Here is a 3,823-nt window from a genome sequence, read left to right on the forward strand (position 1 = left end):
CTGGCGGGGGGTCCCCCTCTTCGTTGGCCTCCTAGCAGCCACGTAGGCCCCTAGCGGCCGAAGCCGAGGCACTTGACCTCGGGCTCGAGCTCTATGCCATGCCTCTGGACCACGCACTCGCGCAGGTGGGCCATGACGCGCGCCACGTCCGTGGCGGTGGCGCCGCCGGTATTCACGATGAAGTTGGCGTGCAGGTCGGAGACGCGCGCCCCGCCCACCGCGTAGCCCTTGAGGCCGCAGGAGTCGATGAGCGCGCCGGCGGAGCGCGTGCCCGGGTTCTTGAACACCGAACCGCAGCTGGGCTGGCCCATGGGCTGCGTGGAGCGCCTGCTGGCAAGGCGGCGCTCCATCTCTGCGGAGACCTCCTCGCGCGTGCTGGGGTCCAGCCTGAGGCTCGCCTCCAGGATGACCTCGCCGGCCGGGAGCGAGCACCAGCGGTAGCCCCACTCGACCTCAGACCCCTCGTAGCGCCGCAGGCCGACGCCCGGCCGCAGGGTCACCACGTCGCTCACGCGGCTGCCGATCCACTCGTGGCGCGAGCCCGCGTCCATGGACACGGCCCCGCCCACGCTGCCGGGGATCCCCACGCAGCACTCGAGCCCTGAGAGCCCCTCCTTGAGGGTCTGGCTCACGAGGCTCGAGAGGGGCGCGCCGGCTCCGGCGGAGACGAGGCCGCCCTCCCCCACGCTCACGCGCGAGAACTCGCGTCCCAGCTTGACGACGCACCCGTCGAAGCCCTCGTCGGAGGCGAGCACGTTGGAGCCGCGGCCCAGCACGACCCACTCGACGCGCTCGCGGTCGAGCACCTCGATCGTGCGCCTGAGCGCGGCGTAGTCGTGGGCGGTCACGAAGAGCGAGGCGGGACCCCCCACGCGCAGGGTCGTGCGACGCGAGAGCCTCTCCCCGCGCAGGACCTCGGCGTCGACCGCCCCCGAGAGGGCCATGTATGCGTTGAAGACGCTCAACTAGGACCTCTGGCCCTCTGCCTCGGCGCCCGCCTCGCGGCGCGCCTCGATGAAGGCCGGCCCTATGGCCGTGATGTCGCCGGCGCCCTGCGTGATGAGCAGGTCGCCAGGACGGCAGGACTCGACCAGGTGCTGGACCAGGTCCTTGCGGTTGGCTATGAAGCTCACGTCGGCCACCGTGCCGGCGGCCGCGACGCCGTTCGAGACGGTCTTGCCCGAGACGCCGGGGATGGGCGTCTCGCCCGCCGGGAAGACCTCGGTCACCACGAGCTTGTCGGCGTCGTCGAAGGCATGGGCGAAGTCCGCCGCGAGCGCCTGCGTGCGGCTGTAGCGGTGGGGCTGGAAGGCGCAGACGATGCGCTTGAAGCCCAGCCCCCTGGCTGCCGCGAGCGTGGCGCGGATCTCGGTCGGGTGGTGGCCGTAGTCGTCCACCACCGTGACGCCGTCGACGTCGCCCACGTGGGTGAAGCGGCGGTGCGCGCCCGCGAAGCCGGAGAGGGCGACGGCGGCCCTCTCCACGTCGCAGCCCAGGACGTCCGCCACGGCGATGGCGGCGGTGGCGTTTGCCATGTTGTGGCGGCCGGGGTTGGCCTTGATGGTGACCTCGACGGAGCCCCCGGAGGGCAGCCGGACCGCAAAGCGGCTCGCGAGGCCCGGCTCCTGCGGCACAGGCACGCAGACGTAGTCGCAGCCCTCGTCGAAGCCGTAGCTCAGGACCCTGCGGCCCGTGGAGCGCGCGAGCTCCACGTAGTGCGGCACGTCACCGTTGATGACCACGGTGCCGGCGTCGCCCACGAGGCCCATGAAGGTGCAGAAGGTGCGCTCGATGTTCTCGAGGGTGCCGTAGTGGTCGAGGTGGTCCGCCTCGATGTTGGTGACCACGACCACGTCCGGGTCGAGGAAGAGGAAGGAGCCGTCGGACTCGTCCGCCTCGCAGACGAAGTAGCCCCCCCTGCCGTCGCGGCCGTTGGTGCCGTACTCCTCGACGATGCCGCCGATGAGGAAGGAGGGGTCCATGCCCAGGTGGTCGAGCATCGTGGCCACCATGCTCGAGGTGGTCGTCTTGCCGTGGGTGCCGGCGACGGCCACGGTGGTGGCGTCGGCGGAGAGCGCCGAGAGCATCTTGGCGCGGGGCCAGACGGGAATGCCCAGCTCGCGCGCGCGGATGACCTCGGGGTTGGTCTCGGGGATGGCCGAGGAGGTCACGACGACCTCGGGGGCGACCTCGTCGATGGTGGACGCCGCATGGCCCACGTGGACCCCGATGCCGGCGTCCTCCAGGTCGCGCACGTAGCGCGACGCCTTGAGGTCGGAGCCGGTGACCTTGCAGCCGCGCTGGTGGAGGACGAGGGCGATCCCGCTCATTCCGGCGCCGCCGATGCCGATGAAGTGCGCGCTCCCGATGCTGGAGGCGGAGGGTGATGAGGACATGAGGCTACCTCTCTTCGAAGTCAGGCAATGCCGCCAGCACGCGGCGGGCTGCATCTACTCTAGCCGATTGGCGCGCCCGCCCTCTGGGCGGCGGCCCCCTCCACTTGGTCTGCGAGCGCGGAGGCGGCCATGGCCTGCCCCAGCCCGTGGGCGGAGGCGCGCATGGCCTCGCGGCGGGCGGGGTCGTCCACGAGCGAGAGGAGCGTCGAGTCGAACTCGGGGCCGTCCAGCTCGTCGTCGGCGACGAGCCGGGCCGCGCCCGCGTCCACGAGGTAGCGGGCGTTGGCGGTCTGGTGGTCGCCGGTGGCGAGGGGATAGGGCACGAGCACGCTTGGGACGCAGAGCGCCGCTATCTCGGCGATGGAGGAGGCGCCGGCACGGCTGAGCACGAGGTCGGCCGCCGCGAGGGCCTCTCCCATGGAGTCGATGTAGGGAAGGACCTGCCAGCGCCCGGACTCGGCCTCGCCCAGCGCGAGCGCCTCGACGACCTCGTCGTACTGGCCCCTGCCGGTGGAGTGGACCACGTAGAGGCCCTCGCGGGAGAGGAGCTCGCCCTTGAGGCGCGTGACGGCCTCGTTGACGTGGCGCGCGCCGAGGCTCCCGCCGAAGACCAGGAGCATCGTGGCCCCCTCGGGGATCCCCAGGCGCCTCCTGCCCTCCTCGCGGCTCGCCTCGATGACGCTGCGGCGCACGGGGTTGCCCGTCACGACAATCTGGGTGTCGGGCGCCACGTGCGACCTGAAGGCGTCGATGGCCGCGGGCAGCGACACGCAGACGCTGCGCACCTTCCCCGCGGCGTTCTTGTTGGCGAGGCCCGGCACGGAGTTCTGCTCGTGGATGACGCAGGGCACGCCGTGGGAGTGGCACCAGTTGATGAGGGGTGCCTCGACGTAGGCCCCGAAGCCCACGGCGACGTCCGGGGCGCCCTCGGCCGAGAAGAGCCTGCCCAGGGCGGACTGCGCGCGCGCCATGTGCCAGAGCGCGCTCGCGGCGGTCCAGGGGCGATGCCGGTCGATGCCCGTGACGTTGATGGGGTTGAGCCTGAAGCCGGCCTGGGGCACGAGCGTGCCCTCGAGACGGGCGGGCTGCCCGTAGAAGCCCACCTCGTGGCCGCGGTCGCGCAGCTCCTCGGCGAGCGCGAGCGCCGGGTTGATGTGTCCTGCCGTCCCGCCCGCCGCGATGGCGACCCTGAGCCTATCTGCCACGTCTGTCACTCCTTCGGTCGCCTCGGCGCCCGCCCGCTCCGCGGACGTCCGGCCTTCCGTCGTTGTTGGTCCTGAGGCGGTCTTCCGCGCTGGGGCCCAAGTCTATCCTCCCCCGGCCGCCACGTGCCTGGGAGGCGGCCCGCCCGGGCGGCGTGGCCGTCCCCCTGCCCATGCGGGACGTCCGCCTCGTGGGGGGCACCTCCCCCGCCGCGCCGCCGCCCA

Annotated in this window: 3 protein-coding genes; all 3 read right to left on the bottom strand. The window is 72.5% G+C overall.

Annotated elements, in window-relative coordinates; all coding sequences use genetic code 11:
- Positions 1-50: 50 nt before the first annotated feature.
- From murB to HMPREF1008_RS08360, 3 genes are read right to left on the bottom strand one after another with little or no spacing between them, the layout of a single operon-like run.
- Positions 51-965, bottom strand: coding sequence for a UDP-N-acetylmuramate dehydrogenase (murB, locus tag HMPREF1008_RS08350; protein WP_009279424.1), 915 nt, complete (start codon positions 963-965; stop codon positions 51-53).
- A complete protein-coding gene (murC, locus tag HMPREF1008_RS08355; RefSeq protein WP_009279425.1) occupies positions 966-2,396 on the bottom strand; it encodes a UDP-N-acetylmuramate--L-alanine ligase in 1,431 nt (476 codons plus the stop codon).
- Positions 2,397-2,455: 59 nt separating this feature from the next.
- Positions 2,456-3,601 carry a glycosyltransferase gene (locus HMPREF1008_RS08360; RefSeq protein ID WP_009279426.1) on the bottom strand — a complete coding sequence of 382 codons (1,146 nt, stop codon included), beginning with the start codon at positions 3,599-3,601 and terminating at the stop codon, positions 2,456-2,458.
- Positions 3,602-3,823 lie beyond the last annotated feature (222 nt).

Source organism: Olsenella sp. oral taxon 809 str. F0356 (assembly GCF_000233535.1).
GTDB lineage: Bacteria > Actinomycetota > Coriobacteriia > Coriobacteriales > Atopobiaceae > Olsenella_I > Olsenella_I phocaeensis.

What these genes read in the sequence shown, in the direction of transcription:
- murC (WP_009279425.1), bottom strand. Translation starts at nt 2,396, where the DNA reads ATGTCCTCATCACCCTCCGCCTCCAGCATCGGGAGCGCGCACTTCATC.